Origin of the sequence: Bacterioplanoides sp. (assembly GCF_965219715.1) — a bacterium.
Taxonomy (GTDB): Bacteria; Pseudomonadota; Gammaproteobacteria; order Pseudomonadales; family Oceanobacteraceae; genus Bacterioplanoides.
In genome coordinates, this window is the sequence record NZ_OZ244785.1 from 4,107,107 (window position 1) to 4,128,944 (window position 21,838).

A 21,838-nucleotide genomic window follows, 5' to 3' on the forward strand; every position below is an offset into this window, starting at 1 on the left:
TTATGAAATTAATCACAGTGATATTTATCGGCCTGGTGACATTTTTGTCCGGTTGCAGCTATGAAAGAAACAACCGTATTGTAAAAGGCTTTGGTGATTCTGGTTGGGTTTCGGAAACTGAAGACGCCCCACAGGAATCAGAAAGAAAAGAAGAAGTCGCCCAGGCGGCGAAGAAACAACATGGATTGATGCACATTCATCGTTATGGTCCGGGTTATGACATTTTGCTGACACTGGATGCCGGCGATAGTGATGTTAAATTTGTAATGGCGTTACCTGATGGCAAGGAAGTACAGGAATCACCGCAGCCTGAGTCTGATGCCGTTGACTTTGACGAAGAGTCTGAAACTGCTGAAGACCTGCCTGATCCGGCTGAAAATCATCAGCAAATGGCCGAACGTATCAAAGAGTTAGAGCAGGAAAAAGCTCAGGTTGTTGAACAAACTACCCGCCATATCCTGAATGCTCAGTCCATGTTCTACAAAAAAGAATACTGGAAAGCATTGGATGAGACTAATGCAGCTCTGGAGCGCTTACCAACATCTGCTCAGGCGCATGCATTAAAGGGCAGTATATATTACAAGATGGGTTTAATTCCTGAAGCGAAAGCCAGCTGGGAAGAGGCTCTGTCGCTTGATCCTGAAATGGATCAGGTAAAAACCAGCCTTGCTCGTATTCAATAACGGAGACTCACTATGAAAGTATTGATTTCGTTATTACTCAATCTGGTTTTGTTTTCCCATATTGCTTTCTCTGAAGAATCGGAGCCTCAGCAATATGAAGTACCTGTCAAAAAAGACGAATTGGAAGAAGCCCGTTTTAAGAATGAAATGGAAGCCCGGCTTGCACGGGACATTGAGTCATATTTGGGAAATAACCAGTTTATTATTCAGGTTGAAGCAGTACTGCAAAAAACCCGTACCGTCGTTAAAGAAGGCGGCGATTCAGGCTCTCCTGCAACCGTGTTGCCTCAGGCTCCCGTACCTTCTATTACAACCACTCAGGTCCGCCCTCCAGAAGTAAAAACCATTGATGCTGCGGATCTGGAGGAACTGCCAGGATTACCCGTAAATGAGTTACCTTTGCTGCGTGAAAACCAGCAAGAGATCGCGGCATTGCAGGAGATCGTCGAAAAACTTGAATTCGATCGTCAACAAGCATTGCAGTATGCAGATAAGCTGAAGCAAGAAGCTCAGAAAAAGATTAAAACCATAAAAGAAAAAACGCTGGGGTATCGCAACAGCATTAAAAAGATGACCATCACTTTGGTTGTTGATCGCGAATTAAAAGATGAGCAGATCGAATTCCTGAAAAATCTGATTACCCGCAAATCTCAGTTGAATGAGTTACGTGGTGATACCCTGAACATCGTACGAACCGATTTTAACCGTATCGATACCAAACCGTCAGAAGCGACACCGGAAGCAGAACCAGCAGAAGATTTTCTGACGAAATATGCCGATTGGATCTGGACCCTGATTGTTCTGTTGTTCCTGCTTCTGTCGATACTGTTAATCATCTGGTTTTACCGCCGTACCGGGAAGTCAGAAACTCCCTCAGCGTCGGAAAGCCTATCTTCCGTTGCGCCTGAATCGGCAATGCCGGCCGTTATGCCGCTATCGGGCAATAGTGATGAAATGCAGCAGCTACGTCAGAAGCTGAATGAAACCCGACAGGAATTGGTCTCGGTTGGTTTAGCGAAACCTCAGCTGTTCCAGCGCCTGGTGACTGAATCTATTCAGAGTCAACGCGATACAGAAGTTGCTGCAATGCTTGAAGTTATGGGCGGGAACCTACTGAAAAGTTTATTGCCTGCTATTGATACTGAGCAGTGGCATCACATCAACGAACTGCATACGCAGATGGAATGGTCACCGGAATTGGTATTAACCTCCTTGGTCGATTTCCATCAGCGTATGGTATTGGCGATTGACAGTGATACACCTGAAAGCAGTAAGCCATTTTCTTTCCTGGAGAAGCTTAATGATTCCCAGGTAATCTATCTTATTAAAGATGAAGATGTTCGTATCAAAGCGCTGGTATTGTCACAGCTGGAAGCCCAGCGTGCGGCGGATATTATTCAACGCCTCAAAGCCAAAGATCAGGCTGCAGTCGCTTACGAATTAGGACAGTTTGAAACCTTGCCTTTAGCAGCATTTAAAGACGTCGCGGATCGACTGGCAAAGCAGTCTCTGACGGCACCAACTTTTGAAAATGTAACCGCAGACGGCCTGTCAGTACTGATTCGTATGTTGGATAACATGAATACCGCTGATGAAACCCGCCTGCTCAAAACACTGAAATCAGAAAAGCCAGAAACCTTCTATCGCTTGCGTCAGGTGTATTTCACGTTTGCTGATTTGGTTCGCACACCAGAGCGCGTAATTACCAATGAGCTTCGAGAAGTGAATCGTGATGTGATGGCGATGGCGTTGTGTCATTGTTCGACCGAATTTAAACGTCATGTGTTATCTGCATTGCCTGGTAAATTAAGAACAGCCGTGATTGCTGAACTCAAAATTCAGGAGAGTGAAGCAACGCTTGACCATGTTGAAGCGGCGCGACAACAGGTTGTATCAATAATGCGCAGTTTGCTGAAAGAAGGCCGTTTTTCTATGGACGAACTGGCCCCGATTGCGACGCCTGCGCGTGAAGATGTTGTTGAATCTGAATAACGATAAGAAGAGCAGTTTATGTTTTCATTCAGTACGCTAATTGGTTTTATTGCTGGTATCAGCTTGTTTGTGTTTGCTGTTGCCAGCAGCACAGACAACCATCAGATATTCGTTAGCTTATCGAGTTTTGCATTGGTTTTAGGCAGCACGGTGGCCGCGTCTTTAATCAGTTATTCCACCAAAGATGTGTTGATTGCAGTGCGTTGTATGGCAGCAACGTTTTTCCACGCACCAACTTCACAGCAGCATCTGAACACACTGGTTGCGCGCTTTGTTGAATGGAGTACGGTCTATCGCTCAGGTGGTATTGCCGCTTTGGAAAGCAGTCTTACGGAGAAGGAACAAAAAGATGACTTTATTCGTAATGGCATTGAATTGATGGGAAGCGGCTATAAAAACAGCGATATTCGTATGATGTTAACCGATGAGTCAGACGCCTCCTGGCAGCGCCATACACTGGAGGCAAAAGTACTCAACACCATGGCTGTTTATGCCCCGGGATTCGGCATGGTTGGTACCATAATTGGCCTGATTATTATGCTTGATAATATGAACGGTGATATGGCGGCACTGGGGAAAGGTCTGGCGCTGGCATTGATTACAACTCTCTACGGCGTTGTGTTATCAAACTTGTTCTTTAAGCCTGCGGCCAATCAGGTGACAGAAAAACAGGAAACCTGGTATTTCCGCAATCAGCTGGTTACAGAAGGCTTTGTATTGCTTGCTGAAAAACGTGATCCAATGTTTATTCAGGATCGTTTGAATGCCTACCTGCATCCAACATCACGTTTACGTCCGGTTGTTGAGGACTTCTGATGCAGGAGTCGGTTAAATCAAGAGGGCTGCGCCGTCGTCGGCCAAACTTTGATGATTCAGCCAGTTCGTGGCTGGTGACTTATTCGGATGCAATTACCTTATTGTTGGCTTTTTTTGTCATGATCCTGGCCGTCAGTGATCTTAATCAGGGTAAGGTTGAGGCTTTGAAAGAAGGTTTATCTGAAGTTATCACTAATGAAGATAAGCCTACTCCCTTCACTGATATTAAGAAGGGCCTTGATGAATATATTGCAAAGCAAGGCCTTCAGGATCAGTTATCAGTAGTGCTCGATAACAAGGGAGTGAAAGTCGAGTTTGCTAACGTTGCTTTGTACGATTCTGGCTCGGCGGACATCAAGACCGACGCGCTGCCTCTGCTTGAGGAAGTGAGTCGGGTTATTCGCAATACCAGTCACTCCAGTCATATGATTGAAGTCGAAGGGCACACCGATGATTTGCCTATATCGACAGAAAAATTTCCTTCCAACTGGGAGCTATCGTCGGCTCGTGCGACCAATGTCGTAAAGTATCTTTTGTCGCAGGGATTGGAAAAAGAACGCTTAAAAGCTTCCGGCTTTGCAGATAGTCGCCCTAAGGAAAACTCCGAAAACCTCACTGCTGAACAGCTTCGTCCCGCGAATCGTCGGGTTGTGGTATTTGTTCGACGTTACTGAATCAGCAGCATAATATTTTCGTGGAAATATAACTGCTACATTTCTGAAATATTCGTGTCTCGTTATTGTCACTTTTCTCTCTTAGCCTGCTGGCTCCGAATTAAAGCTTAGCTCCTGAGAGAGAACGATGATGGAATTTAACAAAAGTGGCTTATATAAAGCGCTGATGATTGCTATGGCGGCCAGCGCTCTGGTGGCTTGTGGTTCAGAAGATGGCGACAATGGTGCTACTGGCACAGCAGGTCAGGCAGGTGCTCCGGGCTCACCTGGTGACAAGGGAGACAAAGGGGATGATGCGTCTGTAACTGGCCGTTTAACTCGTATTGCAACCGTCCCAACCGGTGCTGAAGTAACCGGCATGTTTATGACGGAAAATGGTGATTTATTCTTCAACGCACAGCACCCATCAAGTGCGAACGTCGAAACGGATGGTAATGCAACGCCGTATAACAAAGGTACGGTAGGCGTTATCGAAGGCTTTAGCTTCAACGAAATTCCTGCAGATAAAATTAACCTGCCAGTTCCTATTGGTGCAGAAATGCAGTTGGTACAGACCGCATATGGTCAATACAAAATTCTTGGCCAGAACGGCGACGCCGCAAAAAATGGCGGCACACAGCCAGAAGGCAAGTTAGGTAGCATTCGCAAACTGGATAACAGCGCAGAAGTCACCGAAACCGATATGCCAGACTTCAATGCATACCTGCCAATTCCAAACAAAACTAATGAAGGTTACCTGTATACCAACTGGGAAGATCGCCCGGGTGGTATGAGCCGTATGCACCTGAAGAAAGAAAATGGCAAATGGACGGTTCTGGATGCGATGATGGTTGATTTCGCGGCCGTACAAGGAACAGGTGCTAACTGTTTTGGTTCCGTTTCTCCATGGGGTACTCCATTGACTTCAGAAGAGTGGGTTATCAGCACAAAAGTAGATACAACCACTCACCCGGACTGGAACAAACCTGGCAGTACCAGTGCCGTTTGGGACTTAGCTGATACGCCTGCTAACCCTTATGACTTCGGTTATATCGTTGAAATCAGCAAACCTCTCGAAGCAGCTCCTGTGCCGGTTAAACATTACACCATTGGCCGCTATGAGCATGAAAACTCAACAGTAATGCCTGACGCGAAAACGGTTTACTCATCTCAGGATGATGATGGCGGTGTTCTGTTTAAATTCGTTGCCGATACTGCAGAAGATTTGAGTTCAGGTACCTTGTACGGTGCTAAATTGACTCAGGATGCTGATAAGAATGATCCGGCAACAACGGGTTTCGACGTTGAGTGGGTTGCTCTGGCATCGTCTGATAATGCAACGATTGAAGCCTGGATCAATGAATTCGATGGCATTGGTACTGATCAGTGGGAAGATGGCAAGACCAGCTATATGACAGTCAAAGATGTTGAAGCTTGGGCTGCATGGGTGAAAGCGGGTCGTCCGGCTACTGGGCATACTTATCCGACAGTAGAAAATGGCGGTGGCAAGGTAACGGCTGGCAAGCCTATGGATGATCGTTCAGCGTTTATTGAGTCTCGTCAGGCAGCCCGACAACTCGGTGCAACAGCAGAATGGCGCAAACTGGAAGGGATTTCTATTAACCATAAGCGTGTAAAAGAAGCAGTTACTGGTGAAGACTTGATTGCAGACGAGAAAGTAACAGCTGCTTATCTGTATATGGGGAATGCCGACACCGATAAAACCATGATTGATGAAGTTGGAGATATCCGCCTATCCAGTCGTGTTAAAGATTGCGGCACTATTTATCGTGCGAAAATTCTTGCTGACTACAACATTAATCGTATCGACCCTGTGCTAACAGGTTCTACTTATCGTACCAAGTTATCTGGCGCAGATAAGTGTGATGTGAATGGTATTACAAACCCTGACAACGTTATCGTTCTGAATAATGGTAGTATTCTGATTGGTGAGGATGCTGGCAGTAATCGCGATAATGATACGCTTTGGATGTATGAACCTAAAAAATAAAATTTAGATTCCTTAAAAGGCCTTGCGGTAAAACGTAAGGCCTTTTTTGTTATTAGTATTTAATAAGAATGAAACTTTTAAAAATCATAATGACAGAATATTAATTAGAAATAGATTAGCTTGATGTCATGAATATAATGTATTTTTTTATGTCGTTTGGAGGCATTCTTTTATTCTCATTTCTTGCTTCTTGTAGCGATCAAGGAGCAGCCGATAGCAATGTTAATACCACTTCTTCCGGTATTCCTGCATCTGATTACATCGCTCTGGGTGAGACTTATAACCCGGAAGCAGTGATTCCTCCACAGTGTTATACCAAGACTGATGGTAATAAAAACCCATGTTATGCATGCCACCAAACCTACAAAAAGTCGGAAGGTAGGCCGAATATTATGGCTGATGGTGGACTTCAGGGCAGCTATGACTTCTCTGATGAAGGTATGGTGAATAGCTGGAAAAACTTGTTTGTTGACCGAGGCGAATACATAAAAACATTATCTGATGATGATATCCGTAGTTGGGTTGATAAAGACAATTATTCAGTGTTTATAAGTCAGCTTGAGAATGACTCTGATTGGCAGGGTGAGATAGCAAAAATCGAAGATCTGGCTTATCCCGATAAAGCCTTCCATGAAAATGGCCTTGCTAAAGACGGCAGTTATTGGGTGGCATTTAACTACAAACCATTCCCGAGTACTTTCTGGCCGACAAACGGATCTACCGGAGATGTCATGGTTCGCCTGCCTGCAGCTTTTCGCGAGATTGACGGCGTGTATAACTCCGATGTTTATTTCGCTAACCTGGCGCTTCTGGAAATTGCTGTAAAAGATATAAAACAAGTATCTACCCTCCCGGTTTCTGAGAACAGTATTGCAGAAGATATCGATGGCGATGGTGTTCTGAAAGATGACGTTACCACGATAACAATTCGTGATACTTATCTTGGTGATGCCTCAAATATCCAGCTGGCAAAGATGCTGTATCCAGAAGGAACAGAGTTCTTGCATACAGTGCGTTATATAGGTGTTGACGAGAACGGCCAGGTCTTTAATGCACCGAGAATGAAAGAAGTACGTTACATGCGTAAAGCTCAATTTAAACGCAAGAACCTGTTGTCGACATCTTACTATCGCGAAGCTAAAGAAAAAGATTTCGGAAAATTGCCGGTAACTGTGTATACCGGAGATAAAGGTATCAGCAATGGTTTTGGCTGGGTAATTAATGGTTATATCGAAGATAAAGATGGCAGTCTGAGACAACAAAATCGTGAAGAACTGGCTTTCTGCAACGGTTGCCATAAGACCGTCGGCACAACCTTTGATCAAACCTTTTCATTTGCGCGTAAGCTAGAAGGGAAGCAGGGTTGGGGTTATATCGACTTAAGAAAAATAAAAGATGTTCCGACCATGGGTGAAACGCAAGGTGAATTTTTAACCTATATGCAACGCGTTGGTGGTGGCGACGAGTTCCGTCAGAATAAAGAGATGCTGAAGCGTTGGTTCAATAGCGATGGAACTGTTAATCGCACAAAGGTTGAAGCAGCGAAATCTCTGTATGAGCTGATTATGCCATCTGCAGAGCGGGCGCTGGCATTGAATAAGGCTTATAAAGCCATCGTAGACGAGCAGAGTTACATCTATGGTCGTGATGCCGTGCTAACGCCAGCAAGCAATGTCCTTCAGCATGTTGATGATAGTGTTGCTCCGCTGCAGGAAACACATCGTCATCACTGGGATATGCGCCTAGATTGGAATAAACATCTGGATCTGGCTGAGAGTCTATAACCATGCTATCAGATAGTTTTTTTCAGGCTTGTTTGCTGATGGGCCTGGGAATCGGAATCGATGTAGCAATTGCAACGGCATTGCGTACACAGGTTCTTAAACAGCAGAAAATCGTGTGGTTGTGGATTGCCGGCGTTACTCTGACTCACACCCTGTTTCCTATGGCAGGGTATTTACTGACTTACTTCAGCATTCAAACGTTACCAACCTTAACGCCGCTGATTGGTGTTCTGGCTTTTTCTTTGATTGCCTGGTTCTTATGGGAAGAGTTGTTTGCAAGCGAAGAAGAATCAGAACACCAGAATCTGATCGTAACCGCGGGTATTATTCTGGCAGTAAGCTGGGATGCCTTATGGTCCGGACCTGCTAAGTCAGCACAAATTGTTGGTTGGAGTGAGTGGCAGATCTGGAGCTCGTTTATACTGGTCGGCCTGGTTGTGATGGCCTTTGCCATGTTGGCATTTCGTCTCGCCAGTGCTTTTTGCCACTATGCCCGCTTACGCGGCAACCCGTTAATATTCCTGCAGTGGGTGCAATACAGCGTTATTGGTTACTTTGGTTTATTGGCCTTATTCCGCTATACACTGGGCTCTGAAATCAGTGATGCCTCTGTTTTTGTGTTATCTATGGCAATGACATCGGTACTGATGGCAGCCTCATCCGTATTACAGCAACCTCAGAACGCCTGAATAAGTTGATGAACTTTTTGGCTGGCGAGCAGACACTGCTCGGCTAAGTCAGCACTTTTTAATTGCTCAGGCTCTATCGAATCGAGGTAAAAAGCATTGATACACTGCTGAAGTTGTTCAATCTTATTCAGATCAAGCAGGTATCGCTGGTCGACTTGTGATAGCTCTTCGGCAGTTAATGCAACACGCAGACGTAAACAAGCTGGCCCTCCACCATTGTTCATACTCTGACGAACATCGATGAAGTCTGCTTTTCTGATTGGTTGTGAATAATCATTTAGCAGGGTATTTAAATAGGTTTTTACCTTCACGCTGTACTGACATTCAACCGGTAATAACAACCGCATTAGATTTTTATGCTTTGGATCGTTTAACAGTTGGCCGTTAAACAGGTAAGTGTTTACAGCTTCTTCTAATGGCACCTGTTGTTCAGTTACTGTTATTGGCTGGAAATCAATCAGCGATCGGATTTTCTCGAACGCCAGTTTTTGTGATTCGGGCTCATAGGCTTTTTCATGGAAGAAGAGTACATTGGCATTAGCCACGGCAACAACATCATTATGGAAGGCTCCGGCATTAATTGCTTCGGTACTCTGCTGAATAAATACCTGATGGGTTACTGGTACCTGGTGAATCCGGGCAATGGACTGGCTGGCCCCCAGGCTTTGTCGGCCCGGGTAGACCTGTTCCGCTGAATTTTTTCCATAACAAAATAATTGCACATAGTTATGTTTATCGTACAGCCGGTTATGATTTGCCGCTCCTTCATCTGAAAAAATCCTCAGTTCTGGTAGCGCTTGATGAATCGTGAAGTGAGCATTGTTTGAAAATATCGTTGACAGCATTCTAGCTGTTTGTTCGGCTTCCAGTTTTCGGTGATCATTGGATTGCAAGTTAGCTACGGTAATGTGTAATTTATTATCCAGAGTGTCACAGGATGGTGTGACGGTAGCAGCATTCGCAGCCCACATGGCTGATGCCGAATACAAGCGTGCTAATAATCCCGGAATTTCACTCGCTTGCTTTAACTGTTCCGACAGATTACCGTAATAACCCAGCTGATGAAGCAGCTCAATACGAGGGCAAAAATGAGGAGGAAAGATTCCCTGGATAAAACCGGATTCAATCATCCACTGCATCTTGCTTAACCCTTCAAGCGCTGCTTTTTTGGGATAAGATATTTGCTGTGCATGCTGTTGGCTGGCAACATTACCAATGGCTAAACCAGCATAATTATGGCTGGGGCCAATTAACCCATCAAAGTTCACTTCAATCATAAATCCACCTGGCTGATTTTCACGGAATCTTCAATGGCTTCTGCTAAAGCAGAGGCTTGCGGCCATGCACAGTAATCTGCTGCATAATAAGCACTGGGACGATGATTGCCGCTGACCCCGGTTCCTCCAAACGGCAGCGTGCTGGGAGCTCCCGTTGTGGGTTTATTTATTGTGAAGAAGCCAGCGTTGATATGTTGCTGGAACTGTTGTTGATGAACAATATTTTGTGAGACCAAACCCGCAGCCAGACCATACTGCGTTGCATTAGCGTGCTGGATTGCCTGATTGATGTCATCTACCCAAAACACCTGTAACACAGGTCCGAATATTTCCTCGTCCGGAATTATTGATTGCGGAACTGAAGACATGTCGATAACTGCCGGAGAGACCAGTGTGTCTGGTTCTAAATCTTGTGGCTCAAGCAGTTTTTTACCTCCCAGAGACTCAAGGTGTTGATATTGCTGTCTGACTTTATTTGCTGCGTGTGGGGAAATCAGCGGGCCAATAAAGCTCTGGCATTCTTTTCCATCGGTTGTTGATACCCGAAGCTTTTGGCAACGTAAAACCAAGTTGTTAAGTAACTCTCTGTTTTCTTGGTTATCAATGATGATAAGTCGACGACTGCAGGTACAACGCTGGCCACTGCTGATAAACGCGCTGCGTATAATCAGGTCGCTGATTTGATTTCTTTCATTATCTGAATATGGTTTATCATAAGCATCGACAATCAGCGGGTTATTGCCACCCATTTCCAGGGCCAATAAAACTTCCGGCCTTCCGGCTAAGGCTTTGTGTATTATCCGGCCAGTCTGTGAAGACCCGGTAAACAACACGGCATTTACGGGCTGTAATAATAAGGCCTCTGATACCTCAGAGCCTCCAGGCAATAAATTTATTACCCCGGCAGGAAGGCCGGCCTGATGCCAGAGTTGAACCATAAATTCAGCGCAGGCTGGGGTATGCTCACTTGGTTTTAACAAAATGCAGTTGCCTGCCAATAAAGCAGGAACAATATGGCCATTGGCCAGGTGAAATGGGAAGTTATAGGGAGAAATTACCACCACCACACCAAGTGGCTGGTGAACCAATCTATATGGATTCTTGTTGGTATCGGCGCAACGGTTTTGCTGGGCTGAGATACTGATGTCTGTTTTATTGATACAGGCTGCGATTTCTGTTCGGGCTTCCCACAGCGGTTTACCATTTTCCTTCGATAATAATGTCGCCAACGATTCTTGATTATCTCTCAGCAACTGAGTAAAGGTCTGAATAATCAAGATACGTTCTGTAAGACCGATATTTCTCCAGCGACCGACGTAGCTACTGGCTGCTACAAAAGCCTGTTCAACCTGATGCTTTGCAGCTTGATTCTTCTGCCAGATAACTTCACCACTGGATGGGTTTGAAGAGGTAAGAACAGGGCCTTCTCCATTTAGCCAATTGCCATTAATAAATAAACCTTTATCAGATATATTCATTTTTTTCTCCCGTCTGCTGACACGTTCGGGGAATAGCCACAACTTCGTTTTCTGGCATTAAATTCAGATGGCTGTATAGCTCTTTATGCGGTTCTGAATCATCAGTCTGTTGGCTACTGAGGGTGGCACGAAAGCCGGAGAAGCTTCCATTACTGATTATTGATGGATTGCACTGATCAAGTTGCGATAGTGTTGTGCGACGAATACTTCTCACACTGTTAAGCTCTGATACCTTACAGCGCAACAGCGGGCCACCATCGAAAATATCTATGACTTGTTCAAACTGAAATCCTTCCTGGTGTAACAGTTCTTGAGCGCGAATACCGGCATCATTAGGCTTGCCTATGGCATTACGGGTTTCTTCCGGCAGTAAACAGGTGTATATCGGCTGGCGTGGCATTAATTCGGTAATAAACTGATTTGAACCTTCAGCGCATAAACGGTCTGCTTCAGTAAAATCCATCTGAAAGAAGTGTCGGCCAAGGCCTTGCCAGAATGGACAGTAGCCATTTTTATCAACGCGTCCCCTGAGTTCAGCAATCACATGGCTGTTAAAGCGCTCTGGGTAGGCCCCCATCAGCAGGTAACGACAACGTGCCAGCCAATGGCCATTACCACGGTATTCCGGGTCAACAAACAGTGTTCCGACCTCTGAGCAATCGGTGTAGTCGTTTGTCAGTTGCAGCATGTCGACGCGCAACTGTTTTTCCAGCGCATGGGAATGGTGGCTTAATGAAATCAATCGATATGAGTAAAAGGCCTGACGGCTGCCGGTTGTTGTAAAAATCGCGGCACAGCCAACCACTTTGTTTTTATCAGTATCTTCCAGCCCAAGCCAGAAAAAGTCGTGAGGATCATAGCCTTCATGGCTGAAACTGTTTATTGACGTTTCGATATTACGTTCGAGCAAATACCGGTCTGCCGGGAAGGATGTCATTCCAGGGCCTGCCTTAACAGCAAGCAACAGTAAATCATCGATATCTGAATGTTTAACGGGGCGTACAATCAGCATAACAGTCGCTCCATCTCTGAGTTCAATGATCCCGATTTTTGCTGCAGCAGGTGAAGCATAAAGCTGGTGACAAGTGCACTACGTTCGGCAAAACTATCAATACATGCGTATTCCTGACCGCTATGGATACCAGAACCCCGGACTCCCAAAGTATCGATATTTAAAAGTCCGGCAGCTGCGAGGTTATTACCTTCGCAGCAGCCACCGGTTGCCTGCCATTTAATGGGAATATTCAGTTTTTCACCGCAGTGTCTCAGTAGTTGATACATCTGACTCTGCTGCTGGCTCATGACTTTTACCGGACGGCTGAATTGCCCTGATAGTCTGAGTTTGCAGTGACTTTGCTGCTCGACCCGACAAATAATTTCTCTGAATTTTTGCTCTATTGTCACTTGCTGGTGTTGATGTTGAAAACGGGCATTAAATCGACACTGTGCGAAATCCGGCACAACATTCACCGCGCCGCCGCCACTGATCTTTCCGATGTTCAAGGTGATTCCGTTTTCTTCATCACTTAATGCGGCCAGTTCGCTGCAAACAGTTGCGATGGCGAGGCAGGCGTTGTGGCCGGAGAAAAAATCTCTGCCAGCATGAACACTTTTTCCATATGCACAGAGTGTAAAATTGCCGCTGCCTTTGCGTGCCCCGGCTAACATGCCATTACTTAAAGCGGGTTCAAACGTCAGGCCAAAATCGGCCTGGCGTGCCAGATTGGTTAATGTCTCAGCCGATCCCAGTGACCCCGTTTCTTCATCTGGTGATATTGCTACTGTAAATCCAAGAGGACATTCTGATGTGAAGGTGTCGGCGAGAATTTCCCGCAATAATAACAATGACTGTAGCATCACCATCAGCCCACCTTTCATATCAGCGGTTCCAGGGCCATGGAGGTGGTTTTGTTTGATGCTACAGCATTGAAACGAAGACTCAGTGGGAAAAACAGTGTCGCTGTGCCCGGTAAGCAGTAACTGGCATTCGGCTTCAGGGTTAAAACGGAATACCTGCATTGGGCGTAACGCGTATGTCTGAGTTTTGCCTTCGTCATCAACTAACTCGGAGTCGGGCAGGTCAATGGTCTGATAACTGTCTGCTATCGGTTGAAATAATGATTTCAACTTTTGCTGAATTTCTGATATCCCTTGATTATTAAAACTACCGGAATTTATTTCGCATAATTCTATTGTCCGGTCGAGCATGGTTTGTTGCGCGGTTTGGCAGCGGCTCCACAGATATTCACCCAATGAAAAGTCTTCGACGGGCGTTTTAATCGGAATGCGTAATGCTGGTGTGTCTTCAGGTGTTTTCATCATACCTCCCACCGCCTATGCCGGAAGCATTTACCATCAGCTAAGAATTAACTCTCTCCAGTATCACCCAGGCGGCACCGGATTTTCTGCGTAACTTATGATGATAATCCGAATAAAATCAGGCGGGCTCTGGGGTAGGGTAAAAGTACGCGTTTTCATTCTGCGTCAGGAGCGTGTCTATGACGGCAAATTATTGGTCTGAATGTGCCCGACAGGAAGCGGAGTATTTGCTGCACCCTGCATCGTCGATCAGTCAGCTGATTGCGGATGGTCCGGGGTTGATTGCTGCAGCACAGGGTTGTGAGGTTACCGATGAGCAGGGTAATCAGCTATTGGACGGTGTTGCCGGTTTATGGTGCGTCAACGTTGGTTATGGTCGCTATGAATTGGCTCAGGTGATGAAAGAGGCTTCGCTGCAGCTGTCTTATTACCACAGCTTCAGTAATGCTACGAATCCATGGCAGGGGGCGTTGGCTAAGAAGCTGGTCGATCTGACGCCGGAACCATTATCAAAGGTATTTTTTGGCAGCGGAGGAAGTGATGCCAACGACTCTCTGATAAAAATTGCCTGGCATTATTTTGCTTTAAAACAACAGCCTTCGAAGAAAAAAGTCATCGCTCGTCAGCAGGCTTATCATGGTACATCAGTCAGTACATCCAGCCTGACCGGGCTTCCCAGTTTTCATAATTATTATCCATTACCGTTGGATTTTGTATTACGGGTTGAATGTCCTCATTTTTATACGCGGGGTCTTAAAGGGGAGACCGAAGCGCAGTTTTGTCAGCGATTAATAGATGAAATTAAAACGACTATTGAGCAGGAAGGCGCTGAGAATATTGCCGCATTTATTGCTGAACCTATTATGGGCGCGGGCGGAGTGATTCCACCGCCTAAAGACTATTTTAAAAAGCTCCAGCCGTTACTGAAGCAAAATGACATTCTTTTAATTGTTGACGAAGTGGTGTGTGCTTTTGGACGCACAGGGCATTGGTTTGCCAGTGAATACTTCGACATTGAGGCCGATATGCTCAGTTGTGCCAAAGGCTTGAGTAGTGGCTATTTTCCGATGTCAGCGTCGCTTATCAGTGATGAGATCTGGCAGGTTCTGGTTCAGGGTTCAGATAAGTTAGGCGCTTTTTCCCATGGATATACTTATTCAGGCCATCCGGTAGGGGCTGCTGTGGCGTTAGCAAATATTCAGATTCTTGAAAATGAGCAGCTGATTAAAAAAGCCGATGATAACGGCCGCTGGTTTCAACAAGTGATCAGAGAGCAACTGATGTTGTCCGATCATGTTGGTGAGGTCAGAGGGCTCGGGTTACTCGCCGGTGTTCAGTTAGTGGTTGATAAGCAGCGGGCTGAACTTCCTGATCCGGCGATAAAGTGGCCCGCTAAAGTGGTGGCCGAAATGCGTAAATCCGGTGTTATCGCGCGGCCACTGCCGGGGGTTGGCAGTCTGGCTTTATCACCTCCACTGATCATCAGCCGTGAGCAGCTACAGCGTATTGTTGATGTGATGGCTCATGCCATTAAGGTGGTCACCGGGTAGTCGCGGAAGCCTGCTATAGTTACAACAATAACTGTGGCGGACGGTGTGTATGAAATCACTTGATCGCATTGATCTCAGGATACTGGCGTTATTGCAGGACAATGGACGAATCAGCAATAAAGATCTGGCAGAACAGGTTAATTTGTCGACCAGCGCCTGTCATCAACGCCTCCAGAGGTTATTGGACGAAGACTGGCTGCTTGGCATTCAGGGTATTGTTAATATCGATAAGCTGGCGGCACCGGTACAGTGTCTGGCAACGATATCGATGAGCTGTCATGCACCGGAATCCTTTGCTTCGGTGGAAAAGCAGCTGGAGCAAATGCCGGAAGTGTTAGAAGCCTATACCGTCAGTGGTGGTTGCGATTTTATTGTGCGCTTTGCCTGTGCACAGATGAGTCGGTATATGGATCTGACCAATGAACTGCTTCATTATTGCCCGGACATTGGTCAGATAAATACTCACGTTGTGTTGAAGCAGAGCAAGCGATTTCAGGGCTTTATTCTGCCTTCACTGTGACTTGTTATTTTCTGTTCAACCGTCATTCGTTGACGATGCGATAACAAGGAGTGTATTCCCCCTGAATTTTCATTCTTCCGTGGGCAACCATCGCCGACAATAGTTTATCCATACCCGCAAGAATATTTTCATCCCCCCGGATCTGATAAGGACCGTGCTGCTGCACGCGTTTAATGCCTTTTTCTTTTACATTACCAGCAACAATTCCGGAAAAAGCCCGGCGTAAATTAGCGGCCAGTTTATGTTGAGGTAGAGATTGGCTCAGCTCCAGCTCGGCCATGTTGTCGTGAGTTGGATCAAACGGTTGCTGGAAGTCATCTGCAATGGTCAGCGACCAATTAAAGAAAAATGCATCCTCGATCAGGCTGCGGTAATCGCGGACTTTTTGTGTGCCTTGTGACATGTAGCGAGCCACAGCTTCTGCATCATCAATAATTATTTCATAACGCTGCTGTGCTTCTTTACCCAGGGTATCACCAATAAACTGATCGATATCTCTCAGGTAAGGTTCTGCTTCCGCAGGGCCGGTGATTACCAGTGGGAAAGGAGCGTTCTGGTTGGCCGGATGAGATAGCACACCCAATAAATACAGCAGTTCTTCAGCCGTTCCCGGACCTCCAGGGAAAATAACAATGCCATGGGCAAGACGGACAAAGGCTTCAAGACGTTTCTCAATGTCCGGTAAAATAACCAGCTCGTTGACTATTGGATTGGGTGCTTCGGTGGCAATAATTCCGGGTTCTGTTATGCCGATATAACGGCCATCACAGATATGTTGTTTCGCATGGCCAATCGCCGCGCCTTTCATCGGACCTTTCATCGCCCCAGGGCCACAGCCAGTGCCAATATCCAGGCTGCGCAGACCAAGCTGATAACCAACATCCTTTGTGTATTGATACTCGTGGCGCGGAATAGAATGACCACCCCAGCAAATTACCAGATTGGCTTCTCGATCTGGTTTTAATACTTCAGCATTGCGAAGTAAATGAAAAATGGCGTTGCTGATATCTTCACCGCGGCTTAAATCGTAGCGATGTGCTTTGATGATGGAATCCTGTGCGTACAACACGTCCCGCAGAACGGAAAACAGTTGCTCGCGAACACCGCGGATAATTTCGTCATCAACAAATGCGCTTTCCGGTGGTGATGTCAGGTTCAGTACAATGCCACGTTCTTCCTGAGCTACTTCGATATTAAAGTCTTTGAATTCACTTTCCAGGTCGAGGTAATCATCGTTCTGGCTGCCAGCACTGAGAACGGCATAGCAGCAACGGCGCAGTAATTCGTGGGTAGGAGCGCTGAAATCTTTCAGTTGTTGAATTTCGTAACGAGACAGCACTCTGAGGTGCGTTTTCGGATGAATGACTTCGATGTTTCGTGCCATAGATAATTCCTTATTAGAGTCTTTAAAGCGTAGACGACCCATAGTTGTTTGATGCGCTGATCAGGCCCAGAGTTCCATCGGCCCATAATGGCTTATCACTCTGAGAATATCGCTGCGGGTAATGATGCCGCTGAGGATATGATCCTGATTTACCACCGGCATTGCGCCGATGTCGTAATCGAGCATGCTTCGGGCGCATTGGCGGATATCAGCGTCTGCCGCGATACACAATACCGGTCGGCTGGCGAAGTCGAGGATGTTTTTCTGCCAGTCAATCGGCCCGTTAGCGCAATGTTTGACGATATCCTGTTGTGAGAATATTGCACTAATTTTCAGTTCGGAGTCGACCACCGGGATATGATGGAAGTTACTCTGCTGAATCAGGCGCCAGGCTTCACCAACATTGGCGCCGGAACTGATCCAGCGCACCGGAGTTTGCATTATGTCGCTGACATAGGCCACCGGCTGCGGTTGATGCTGTGGCTGCTGCTGTTGATAGGCAGCGGCCTGATCGCCGTAATCAGCATTCTGATCGGCGACCGGAGTGATTGCCTGGCTGGCAACGGTTGGGTTGATGCGGTTTTTTTCCGGGCGCATCGGTGTTTCGATCCGTTTGCCCATGTCATATACCACTAAAGCCATCCTGACCTCCTGTATTGTTACCAAATAATACCGTGAGAGGGCGGGCTGCACAAAAATAACGCAGACCTGATTTTGAATGTGATCTTATTTGGTGCCGGAATAAGATTTAAGTGCCCAAAAATGTCAAACGAAGGTGATAACGGCTGAAATAATTGCGTATTTCAATGCGTATCTTTTCTGGCATATCTGTTGCTGAACTCAAACAATTATTCATTGGGAGTACGGATATGTCATCGATTGACAAAAAAGTTTCCGGAGCATTATTTGTGTCGTTATTCAGTGTATCGGCCAATGCCAGTGAAAATTCAGTAATGCAGGTGCTGGAACTGAATTTAAATACCATGTGGGTGGTTATTGCTGCTGCTCTGGTTTTCTTTATGCAGGCCGGTTTTGCTTTGTTAGAGAGCGGTATGTCTCGTTCTAAAAATGCCGTTAATGTGATGATGAAAAACTACATGGATGTTTGTCTTGGCAGCTTATTATTCTGGCTGGTTGGTTATGGCGTAATGTTTGGCGAAAACAATTCCGGTTTTATTGGTGCCAGTCACTTTGCGATGAATAATGGAGAAAGCTGGGATTACACAATTTTATTGTTTCAGACCATGTTTGCTGCCACAGCCGTTACCATTTGTAGTGGCGCAATGGCGGAACGAACAAAATACGATGCTTATTTAATTGCTGCATGTGGGATTATTGCCGTTATTTATCCGGTGTTTGGCAGTTGGGTATGGGGTGGTTTATATGGCGGCTCCGGTTGGTTGGCAGAACTCGGTTTTATTGATTTCGCCGGTTCTACTGTAGTTCACTCGGTTGGTGCCTGGTGTGCTTTAGCGGGCATTATTGTAGTGGGGTCACGTACCGGGCGATTTTCCCCGGATGATGGCAGCGTCCGGGAAATTCCCGGGCATAACTTATCGCTGGTAGCCTTAGGTGGTTTTATTTTATGGCTGGGGTGGTTTGGCTTTAACGGTGGCAGTACGTTAGCAGCCAGCGCTAATGTCGGCAAAATTATCCTGAATACTCAACTGGCTGCCGCCGCGGGTGCAGTTGGGGCTTTGTTGTATTCCCGTATTAGCCGCAGACCGGTGTTATTAACGGCAACCATTAATGGCAGTCTGGCCGGACTGGTAGGCATTACCGCTGGTTGCGCCACGATGTCGGTTGAATTTGCCGCATTTACCGGACTGATTGCTGGCGCAGTGTCAGTGTATGGCACGGCCTGGATGGAGCGACGCAAACTCGATGATGTGGTTGGTGCAATTCCCGTGCATGGCTTTGCCGGAGCCTGGGGAACGTTAGCTGCAGGTTTATTCGTAGAAGGAGATTTGTTTAACCTGTCGCAAATTGTGGTGCAGTTAGTTGGCATATTGTCCGCATTTCTCTGGGCTTTCCCGGTTGCACTATTGCTGTTTTTTGTGATCGATCGGTTGGTTGGGTTGCGTGCGTCAACTCAGCATGAACAGCAGGGCCTGGATTACACAGAACATGATGAGATTGGTTATCCGGAATTTCATCAGCATGTGACCTATCAGAAGAAAAGTTAAGCGGGTATCCGAATGAATATTGAACATAAACGTCGTGCAGTATTTACCGTTTTATCTGAGGTCGTTGAGGGAGCTGAATTGTGGCAAGCAATGTGGTGCTGGCAACAACAGTTTTCACATAAATCACAATTTGAATTAAATGGTTTTTTATCGGCTTGTAATCATATTCAGGCCATTGCCGGAAATCGTGCAAATTTATATCGGCGTTTAATCAGTTGCATGATGCTGGAAGAAAAAGAACTGAAAGCCGACCCTATTGTTGATATGCAAAACTACGCAGAAGAGTTAACCGAGCTGGAGTTGTTAAACCCGTTTGTTGAAGCGACTGCAGTTTCTGATTGGTCGGCAGCTTTTTCTACGGTAGCGCGGGATATATTTACCTCATTACGCAGCGACACTGCACGCAGTATTGGCAAATATGCCCAAGAGCAGGCGGAGCGTCATTCTCTGGATGCACGCCTGGCTTATGCATTCACGCTTTGGAAAGAAAGCCCACAGGGTGTTATGGATATTGCTGATGTTGAATCTGCGGCTTTGCGGAAGCTACTGAATTACATTTATATCGGTTTATGCGAACGGCTAGGGCCAGTTGAAGCTGATCGGATTCTTTCCCATGCGATTAAACACACTCAGGCTCAATACAGTGAGCCTGATGTGTCGCAATTGTTGTGAGGTAATTCAGCTTGCCAGTTGTTGTAGGCGGTTGAGAATGCTGTCGGTATAACGCATCACCAGATAGGGCACTAATCGAGCACTTTGATCCTGGGCTGACTTCTCGATAAACAGCCATTGCCCTTTGATGCGGCTGAGAGAACGGCTTGCGTCCGATCCGGCTTTCCCTTGTGGAAACAGTTCCAGACCTTGTTTAAAACTGGCCATCAGCTCCGGTAATTGCGGACCATCAACGGACAGCGGTGCGCCCATCGAAGATGCCGCGCGTTCGATGTAACGTTCGACAACTTGCTGTAATAACCGGGTTTGTTGTCTGGCCCAGTTTTGCGAGGCACTGAGTTGCAGTTCGTTGTCCTGCGCCACTAGCAGCGCCAGGCTATCCAGCTCCACAACCATGGCATTGGCTGCTTCACGCATCAGAGTTACCACCTGAAGTTCCGGAAAGGCGCTCTCACGAATTTCCGATAGGTTGGCATTCAGGTGCTGGTTAAACGCCGACCAGTGCGTCTTAATATTCTGGCTTTGTTTGAGGTAGCGGCCGCCAAGGCTGTTTTGAATGGAAGCGTGGTTCTGTTGGGTTTGCTGCAGGCGACGATCGAGATCCATAATCAACTCGCCGTTACCTTCATCCGCCTGGACGTGATAATACTTTAGTAGCAGGGATTTGACCGAAGTCCCCAGATTAAATACCTGTTGCTCCAGTTGCACTGGATCTGCATGACTTGGCAGGCAGATAAAGAGCATGAGAAAAGCTGACCGAAGGGTTAACATAGGCGCCCTCTTTGGATTTTGTATTTATTATTCTTACTGCTGATATCAGCTAATCACTAAAGCAGCTATCCTGCAACCCTGTTAGTTGAAACAGATATAGTAAGTCAGAAAGTTTGGAATTGTATGGAACGAGTGTACCGTTTAACCATTTCCTGCCCTGATCGGGTAGGTATTGTTGCAAAAGTTGGTCAGTTTTTTTCAGGTCATGGTGGTTGGATTGTTGAGGCAAACCACTATTCAGACCCGGTAACCGGACGCTTTTTTATGCGTCACTGTATTCGTGCTGATTCCCTGCCTTTTGATCTCGAAGGCCTGAAGCAAGCGTTCGAGCCCATTGCTCAGGAATTTGATATGGACTGGCACGTGAATGATTCCGGCCAGCCGAAAAAAGTGATTTTGATGGCGAGTAAAGAGAGCCACTGCCTGGTTGACTTGTTGCACCGCTGGCATAGCAAGGAGCTTATCTTCGATATTCCTTGTGTTATCTCTAATCACGATACTTTGCGTTCTCTCGTCGAGTGGCATGGAATTCCGTTCTTCCATGTGCCGGTTGATAAAGACAACAAAGCTGAGCATTTCCGTCGTGTAAATGCCATTGTTGAAGAACACCAGGCAGACACCATTGTACTGGCGCGGTATATGCAAATTATCCCACCGGAGTTGTGTGAGCGTTATGCCGGACAGGTAATCAACATTCACCACAGCTTCCTGCCTTCATTTGTCGGCGCTAAGCCATACCACCAGGCGGCTGAACGTGGAGTGAAACTCATTGGTGCAACCTGCCATTATGTAACGCAGGAGCTGGATGCTGGCCCAATCATTGATCAGGATGTGATGCGAATCAGTCACACCAACACTGTCGAAGATATGGTGCGTTTGGGTAAAGACGTTGAGAAAATGGTTCTTGCACGTGGAGTACGCAGCCACATCGAAGATCGGGTGCTATTACACGGTAATAAAACCATTGTGTTTTGAGTTTGGCTTATCGCTGCCAGTAAAACAGTCGTGATTTTTCAGTCGCACACATCGTAAGGCACATCCCTGTGCCTGAGA

Annotated in this window: 19 protein-coding genes; 12 read left to right on the forward strand and 7 right to left on the reverse strand. The window is 46.4% G+C overall.

Going from position 1 to position 21,838, the window contains the following annotated elements; genetic code table 11:
* Positions 1–2 precede the first annotated feature (2 nt).
* From ACOQOZ_RS19090 to ACOQOZ_RS19120, 7 genes are all read left to right on the forward strand, one after another.
* Positions 3–683 (forward strand): tetratricopeptide repeat protein, encoded by a 681-nt coding sequence (locus ACOQOZ_RS19090; protein WP_420589741.1) that lies wholly within the window; start codon positions 3–5, stop codon positions 681–683.
* A 12-nt stretch (positions 684–695) separates the two neighbouring features.
* Entirely contained in the window at positions 696–2,675 is a 1,980-nt protein-coding gene (locus ACOQOZ_RS19095; RefSeq protein WP_420589742.1) for a FliG C-terminal domain-containing protein, read from the forward strand.
* A gap of 18 nt (positions 2,676–2,693) precedes the next feature.
* Complete coding sequence (locus ACOQOZ_RS19100; protein ID WP_420589743.1) at positions 2,694–3,491, forward strand: motility protein A; 798 nt, start codon at positions 2,694–2,696, stop codon at positions 3,489–3,491.
* Positions 3,491–4,165 (forward strand): OmpA/MotB family protein, encoded by a 675-nt coding sequence (locus ACOQOZ_RS19105; protein WP_420589744.1) that lies wholly within the window; start codon positions 3,491–3,493, stop codon positions 4,163–4,165. Before ACOQOZ_RS19100 ends, ACOQOZ_RS19105 begins: the two co-directional genes overlap by 1 nt.
* 127 nt (positions 4,166–4,292) lie before the next feature.
* Entirely contained in the window at positions 4,293–6,155 is a 1,863-nt protein-coding gene (locus tag ACOQOZ_RS19110; RefSeq protein ID WP_420589745.1) for an alkaline phosphatase PhoX, read from the forward strand.
* Between the two features lie 149 nt (positions 6,156–6,304).
* Complete coding sequence (locus tag ACOQOZ_RS19115; protein ID WP_420589746.1) at positions 6,305–7,939, forward strand: hypothetical protein; 1,635 nt, start codon at positions 6,305–6,307, stop codon at positions 7,937–7,939.
* A 2-nt stretch (positions 7,940–7,941) separates the two neighbouring features.
* Positions 7,942–8,628: a manganese efflux pump gene (locus ACOQOZ_RS19120; protein WP_420589747.1), complete on the forward strand. Its 687-nt coding sequence runs from the start codon at positions 7,942–7,944 to the stop codon at positions 8,626–8,628.
* Here the strand turns inward: ACOQOZ_RS19120 and ACOQOZ_RS19125 are convergent.
* From ACOQOZ_RS19125 to ACOQOZ_RS19140, 4 genes are read right to left on the reverse strand one after another with little or no spacing between them, the layout of a single operon-like run.
* Entirely contained in the window at positions 8,616–9,905 is a 1,290-nt protein-coding gene (locus tag ACOQOZ_RS19125; RefSeq protein WP_420589748.1) for an N-succinylarginine dihydrolase, read from the reverse strand. The two genes, ACOQOZ_RS19120 and ACOQOZ_RS19125, sit on opposite strands and share 13 nt — an antisense overlap.
* Positions 9,902–11,383, reverse strand: coding sequence for a succinylglutamate-semialdehyde dehydrogenase (locus tag ACOQOZ_RS19130; RefSeq protein WP_420589749.1), 1,482 nt, complete (start codon positions 11,381–11,383; stop codon positions 9,902–9,904). Before ACOQOZ_RS19130 ends, ACOQOZ_RS19125 begins: the two co-directional genes overlap by 4 nt.
* Positions 11,370–12,395 carry an arginine N-succinyltransferase gene (locus tag ACOQOZ_RS19135; RefSeq protein ID WP_420589750.1) on the reverse strand — a complete coding sequence of 342 codons (1,026 nt, stop codon included), beginning with the start codon at positions 12,393–12,395 and terminating at the stop codon, positions 11,370–11,372. The genes ACOQOZ_RS19130 and ACOQOZ_RS19135 overlap by 14 nt, the downstream gene beginning before the upstream one ends.
* Positions 12,389–13,705: a hydrolase gene (locus ACOQOZ_RS19140; RefSeq protein WP_420589751.1), complete on the reverse strand. Its 1,317-nt coding sequence runs from the start codon at positions 13,703–13,705 to the stop codon at positions 12,389–12,391. Before ACOQOZ_RS19140 ends, ACOQOZ_RS19135 begins: the two co-directional genes overlap by 7 nt.
* 176 nt (positions 13,706–13,881) lie before the next feature.
* Here ACOQOZ_RS19140 and ACOQOZ_RS19145 point away from each other — a divergent pair, with 176 nt between their 5' ends.
* Entirely contained in the window at positions 13,882–15,252 is a 1,371-nt protein-coding gene (locus ACOQOZ_RS19145; RefSeq protein ID WP_420589752.1) for an aspartate aminotransferase family protein, read from the forward strand.
* Positions 15,253–15,301: 49 nt separating this feature from the next.
* Entirely contained in the window at positions 15,302–15,772 is a 471-nt protein-coding gene (locus tag ACOQOZ_RS19150; protein ID WP_420589753.1) for an Lrp/AsnC family transcriptional regulator, read from the forward strand.
* 22 nt (positions 15,773–15,794) lie between these two features.
* Here the strand turns inward: ACOQOZ_RS19150 and ppnN are convergent, their stop codons facing one another.
* Both ppnN and ACOQOZ_RS19160 read right to left on the reverse strand, forming a co-directional pair.
* On the reverse strand, positions 15,795–17,156 hold the full coding sequence (ppnN, locus tag ACOQOZ_RS19155) for a nucleotide 5'-monophosphate nucleosidase PpnN (RefSeq protein ID WP_420589754.1): 1,362 nt from the start codon (positions 17,154–17,156) through the stop codon (positions 15,795–15,797).
* Positions 17,157–17,216: 60 nt separating this feature from the next.
* The gene (locus ACOQOZ_RS19160; protein ID WP_420589755.1) at positions 17,217–17,798 is read right to left on the reverse strand and encodes an HPP family protein; all 582 of its coding nucleotides are present in this window, start codon (positions 17,796–17,798) and stop codon (positions 17,217–17,219) included.
* A 227-nt stretch (positions 17,799–18,025) separates the two neighbouring features.
* Here ACOQOZ_RS19160 and ACOQOZ_RS19165 point away from each other — a divergent pair, with 227 nt between their 5' ends.
* The gene (locus tag ACOQOZ_RS19165) at positions 18,026–19,342 is read left to right on the forward strand and encodes an ammonium transporter (protein WP_420589756.1); all 1,317 of its coding nucleotides are present in this window, start codon (positions 18,026–18,028) and stop codon (positions 19,340–19,342) included.
* Between the two features lie 12 nt (positions 19,343–19,354).
* Entirely contained in the window at positions 19,355–20,014 is a 660-nt protein-coding gene (locus tag ACOQOZ_RS19170; protein ID WP_420589757.1) for a hypothetical protein, read from the forward strand.
* Positions 20,015–20,020: 6 nt separating this feature from the next.
* Here ACOQOZ_RS19170 and ACOQOZ_RS19175 read toward each other — a convergent pair whose 3' ends face one another.
* A complete protein-coding gene (locus ACOQOZ_RS19175) occupies positions 20,021–20,758 on the reverse strand; it encodes a hypothetical protein (protein WP_420589758.1) in 738 nt (245 codons plus the stop codon).
* Positions 20,759–20,908: 150 nt separating this feature from the next.
* Between ACOQOZ_RS19175 and purU the strand changes: the two genes are divergently transcribed.
* Positions 20,909–21,760: a formyltetrahydrofolate deformylase gene (purU, locus tag ACOQOZ_RS19180; protein WP_420589759.1), complete on the forward strand. Its 852-nt coding sequence runs from the start codon at positions 20,909–20,911 to the stop codon at positions 21,758–21,760.
* The last annotated feature ends 78 nt before the right edge of the window (positions 21,761–21,838 follow it).